Origin of the sequence: Pedobacter sp. (assembly GCF_035317785.1) — a bacterium.
Taxonomy (GTDB): domain Bacteria; phylum Bacteroidota; class Bacteroidia; order Sphingobacteriales; family Sphingobacteriaceae; genus Pedobacter.
Map to the genome: position 1 here is coordinate 1 of NZ_DATHGC010000065.1, position 5,121 is coordinate 5,121.

The following is a 5,121-nucleotide window of genomic DNA, read 5'->3' on the forward strand; positions in this document are numbered from 1 at the left end:
CTGCTCCAGTCCTGCACCTTATGGTCCGTATGCTTTTCCGTACCCACATACCTGATCTTCCAGATCCGGCCGCTTTGTCTGTCCCTCAGCGGATGGTCCAGCGGCACCTCATAATGCCCGATGATCCTGTTGTAAAAATCTGCCACATACAGCGCCCCGTCCGGTCCTTCTTTTATCGCCACCGGCCTAAACCACGGATCAGCACTGATCAGAAAATCTTCCTCTCTTTTGGCCTCCGGCGATGAACCGCTCAGCGACATCGTATTCCTGTTGATGCGGCAAGTCACCACATCCCCATTGTAAAAACTATTTCTGTATTTTTCCGGAAACTGCTCTCCTAAATAATAATCCAGGCCCGACAAAGCCGTAGAACCCAGTTCAAAACTCATCATTTCCGGCGCATAGCCCATAGCAGGTGCTTTCTTGCCAAAATGCGGGTACTCCCCACCCTTGATCAATTGATAAATCGGTTTAGAATGACAATCCACAGAATACAGATAACCCAGCTCATCAAAGGTGTAGCCAAAAGGATTTACCCGGCCATAACTGGTCTGTTCCACCCTGCTGCCGTCCTCTTTAAACCTAAAAGTATTTCCCGAAACCATCGTGATCGAATCCTTATCGGTACCCGCAATGGTTGAAGTATTGGTAAAACCGTGACAAGCATAGATCCAGCCGTCAAAGCCCCTCGCAAAGTTATTGACCATGCCATGTGTATCCTGGTGGCCAAACTCTCCAAACAGCACTTTCTTATCTTCGGCAATTCCATCGCCATTATTATCTGTAAACTTATAAATATTGGGAATGCTAAAAGCGATCGCCCCGTTCTGCATCGGAATGATCCCTATCGGAATGTTCAGTTCGGTCGCAAAAGGCGTAAACTTATCGGCCTTGCCGTCACCATCCGTATCTTCCAGGATTGTGATCTTGTCGTGTCCTTTGAGCGAGGCCGCCGCCATCGGATACTCCGAAGACTGGGTGACCCAAAGCCTGCCCTGCTCATCAAAATCCATATTGATCGGCTTGCCAATGTCAGGCTCCGAAGCATACAATGTGATTTCAAAACCAGGCGGCAGCTTAAAACCGGCCTGTTCCTGCTGTGGCGTTTGAAACTCCGTAGTACGGATGTGATCGGCGAATTTCTCCGGTCCGGGGTACGGCACTGGTGGCAGGCTGCTCAGGCCGGCTTTACCCGGGTTCTTTTTGGAAACGTTACAGCCCAGTCCTGCCAGCAATAATCCGCATAACAAAACCGGTTTAGCATTAAATCTGGTTAATTTCATAATTATCTTATTGAGATCCCGGAAGAATTGTCCGGACATATCTACATGCCCCTAACCCTCTCCTTTCCGGTATTCTCCGGTGTACATCTGGTGTTTGTTGATTGAAATTACAAAAAATAAAACAAGCAAAGAAAGAATTGTGAAATCGATTGCCCAACTTTAATTTTCCATTGTTTAATGGCTGTTTGCGCAAGGCTTTCATCCCGCCTTCCCCGGTTACTGAATCCCTCCTTAAATACATGTTTCTAGATCCTTTGTTAATCCTTTATAAATCATTTATAGAACCTTTGTAGATCTATAGACCAATGATCGTTCTATTAAAGTTTAATACATCCTGAAACAAAATTTAAAAAAAATGTATAGCACATATAACTCATTACCTTAGGATTAATTACCTTTACTTAACTAATTATAAATTTGTAAACTAACTGAACTATTATGGGAAAGTTACTTAGCGGAATATCCGGGGGATTTACCGGAAAAGTCGGCGCCAATATAGGGTATGTGCTTAACGGTCAAAACATCGTCAGAGCACTGCCACATGTCAATCCTAACCGGAGTGAGCGGCAAAAGGCAAACAGCCAGAAAATGACCGTTGTCAACGAATTCCTCCATTACATGAGCCCGCTGATTAAAGTCGGCTTTAGCATCGCCGCCAGGGGAACCACAAAAAACTACTACAACCTGGCTGTCTCCTACAATAAAAAATATGCATTAAAAGGCGAATATCCGGATATCGAAATGGATTATCCTAACGTAATGATCAGTCGGGGCGATTTACTTCCGGCCATAAATCCTGTGGTTGAGGTAGTGCCTGAAGGTTTAAAATTTAGCTGGGACCAGGCGCATAGTAACGACAGCCATAGAAATAATGATCAGGTGGTGCTTCTGGCTTACGCCCCGGGTTCCGGAAAGATCAGAATGATCAGGTATGGCGCGGAAAGGTCTGAGGGCTTTGAAACGCTGTACATTATTGACGATATGCTCAGCGAACCTGTAGAAACCTATATTTCATTCATCAATGATGAAAGGACCGCTGTTGCGACCAGTATTTATACCGGCCGCATCGGGTAAGACATTATAGTTGCCCTGCTCTGCTGGCTATAAATTATAACTGGTTACAAACTATAACTGCTTACAAATAGTCGGAAATCGAGAAGCGGTTATCTGCATCGAGTACCAGTCTGTTGGCGGCATACCACTTCAGAAAGGCCTGCCATTTATCTGCATTGGCCGCCACCCAGGTTTTGAACTGTTCTTCATCACCCTTCTGGAGGACCCAGTGGTTGTAGCTGTCCATGTGACCCGCCTCGGCTATTTTCTTTTGATGGCTGAATAAAACATTGGGATAGGTCACCGCAGTCTTTCCTTTAAAATATTCGCCGATAAAGTTGGTGCGTATGCTGTCCAGTGTGTTGACGTTCACTTCTTTTATTCCCAAAGCGGAGACCATCAGCACTCTTTCATATACACTCACTCCGTAAGGCAATAATTTGTCAGGGTTTTTCTCATTGGCATTTACCACGTTATTTTGGCTGAAGCTCACTGAGAAGTGGCCCGGACTGGTCACTTTAATCTCGCTTTTATAGGTGTCAAACAGCAGTTTACTAATTTCGGCGGTGCGTTTGCTGTTGCTCTCCAGATTCATAAAGATTTCTCCATACATTAAGCCCCATAGTTTTTCAGGTGTGGACATCCATAATTTTGATAACCAGTAGTAGTTTGAAGGGAATTTTGGATCGGCTGCTACACCTTTCTGAAAAGTAATTGTTGCGGCTTTGAGGTCATTTTTCTTGAGCTCCATTACCCCGGATTCCAGATAGAGCTTGCCGGAATTGGGGAAAATCAACAGACCAGCGGCATAGGTTTGCACGGCCTTTTCAGTATTGCCGGTCATGTCATAGATGTTGCCTAGTAACTGGTAGGCGATATCACTTGCATCTTTATTGGTCTTCGCTTTTTCCAGTACCTCAATTGTGGCAGGATAATCCTTTTTTAGGTAAAGTGCATAGCCCAGCTCATAACTGTAAGTGAATTTGTCAGGGTCGAGCTTTATCAGGTCTTTCAGGATGGTGATGCTGGCATCGACTTGACCTTTGTCCATCAGGTTGACGGCCTCGACCAGCCTGGCCTTGTTTGGGTCATCTGTCTGGCTGAAAACAGGAGTGGAAAAAAGCAGGGCTACAGTAAGCGATGCGCAAAGGCATCTGATGAGTAAACGTTTGTTCATGAGCGGTATATTTAAAGCGTACAATTTAATTTAGATGGTACAATTTAATTGTTAAGACTTTAAAAAGCAACAAGCTAAACGGTTTATTATTTTTTATGCAGACGGTTCTTTATGATGTGAACAGTTCGGAATGATTTGAACCGTTCGGAGCTCACCTGATCAGGGTCAGGCTGCCGTTTTGAGGAGGGCATTCTATACTTGGCCTGACCATGTAATAATAGACCCCTACCGGAAGATCTGAGCCCTTGCTCTTGCCGTCAAAAGGCTGGGAACGGCCGAAACTATGGAAGACCATCATGCCCTGCCGGTTAAAGAGTTTGACTTCGGGTGTGGTGTATACATCTATGCCTTTGATCATCCAATTGTCGTTGACACCGTCACCATTGGGGCTGAATGCTGTAGGAATTTGCAGGCCTGAGGAGCCAAAGCTGATGCTGAACGGAGTTCGGACACTTTCGCAGCTGCCCCTGGCCAGTGCTGCGTAATAGGTACCAGGCTGGTCTACACGAACCCTGAAATCTTTACTGCTGCTCTGGGCAAGGAGTGTCCCGCCGGCATTGTAGATGCGGTAAATTTCAGCAGTCTCTTTGAAACTGAGGTTTACGTTTGAAGGCGCGCATACCAGGATATCCTCCATCACCGGCGGTGTGATGCTCGCCTGTGTATTGCCTATGGCAAAGGGAAAAGAGTTTTCACATTTGTCATTGTTTGCAAACAGGGTATAATTGCCTGCAGGCACATTGATCAGGTCACTGTTCCTGGCCAGCTCATCTCCGGCCTCGTTCCGCCAGAAATAGGTTACTGAGGTATTGAAACGCGGGCCTGTTAAACTGCCCTTTCCAAGACTGCAGGTATCATTTTTTACGACCGGCGGGGTACGCAGTTCAACAGCCGGACTGTCGTCAAAGATATGGAATGTTTTCTCATCAGTACAGCCATACTCGTTCTCGAGTACTATGGTATAAAAATCAGGGGCAAGATCGGTCAGGTCAAGATTGGTAGATATTACCGTAGTCCTGTCAAGGCCTTTATACCATTTAAAAATGGTAGCATTGGTAGAAAGGCCGGTAATCGATCCATTATTTAGTCCGCAACTGGTTTGAGAAGGCACGTACAAGCTTTCATCGAGCATAACGGCGTTCTTCTCCCGGATTTCTTCCTCAATAAGAAGGGTTGGACAGGAATTGTCATCGGTATAGGCCTGCAGGGCATATTTACCTGCCGGCAGGCCGTAGATGTCCAGGGTGTGGTATTCATTGCCCGCAGTGTCCGTCCATTTATATCTGGGTGTCTGGTTGTTTTCTGGAAAGACCCTGATGCCGGTAATTGAGCCGGTGCTTCGGTTGCACTCCGTCTTTTCAACATGTTTGCTGCTGGTGTCTATTCGGGCAAGGACCGGAGCCCCCTGAACGGTTATTGTGGCCGGAGCTGAACGGCATCCGCCCGGGCTTGTTGCATAGAAGTTATACATTCCGGCAGATAGCCTGACCCTTTGAGTAGTCATTGTTGTGCCGTCTGCCTGGTTTTCCCAAAGGAAACTTGCGGCCGTACCGGAATATTGACCTGTATAATCTATGAACGATTCTCCGCATGGCATGGTGAAATCAC

At 46.2% G+C, this 5,121-nt stretch carries 4 protein-coding genes; 1 reads left to right on the plus strand and 3 read right to left on the minus strand.

Translation table 11 applies throughout. The features are described from left to right. A partial coding sequence (locus VK541_RS04115; protein WP_324367201.1) for a PVC-type heme-binding CxxCH protein occupies positions 1-1,283 on the minus strand: 1,283 nt, incomplete at its 3' end. Between the two features lie 438 nt (positions 1,284-1,721). On the opposite strand from VK541_RS04115, the gene VK541_RS04120 reads away from it, so the two are divergent. Then, the gene (locus VK541_RS04120; RefSeq protein WP_324367203.1) at positions 1,722-2,357 is read left to right on the plus strand and encodes a DUF6266 family protein; all 636 of its coding nucleotides are present in this window, start codon (positions 1,722-1,724) and stop codon (positions 2,355-2,357) included. A 61-nt stretch (positions 2,358-2,418) separates the two neighbouring features. On the opposite strand, the gene VK541_RS04125 is transcribed toward VK541_RS04120, so the two are convergent. Next, positions 2,419-3,513, minus strand: coding sequence for a tetratricopeptide repeat protein (locus VK541_RS04125; protein WP_324367205.1), 1,095 nt, complete (start codon positions 3,511-3,513; stop codon positions 2,419-2,421). Positions 3,514-3,664: 151 nt separating this feature from the next. Next, positions 3,665-5,121 (minus strand): gliding motility-associated C-terminal domain-containing protein (locus VK541_RS04130; protein ID WP_324367207.1); only part of this gene is annotated, 1,457 nt, incomplete at its 5' end.

What these genes read in the sequence shown, in the direction of transcription:
- VK541_RS04120 (WP_324367203.1), top strand. Translation starts at nt 1,722, where the DNA reads ATGGGAAAGTTACTTAGCGGAATATCCGGGGGATTTACCGGAAAAGTC.
- VK541_RS04125 (WP_324367205.1), bottom strand. Translation starts at nt 3,513, where the DNA reads ATGAACAAACGTTTACTCATCAGATGCCTTTGCGCATCGCTTACTGTA.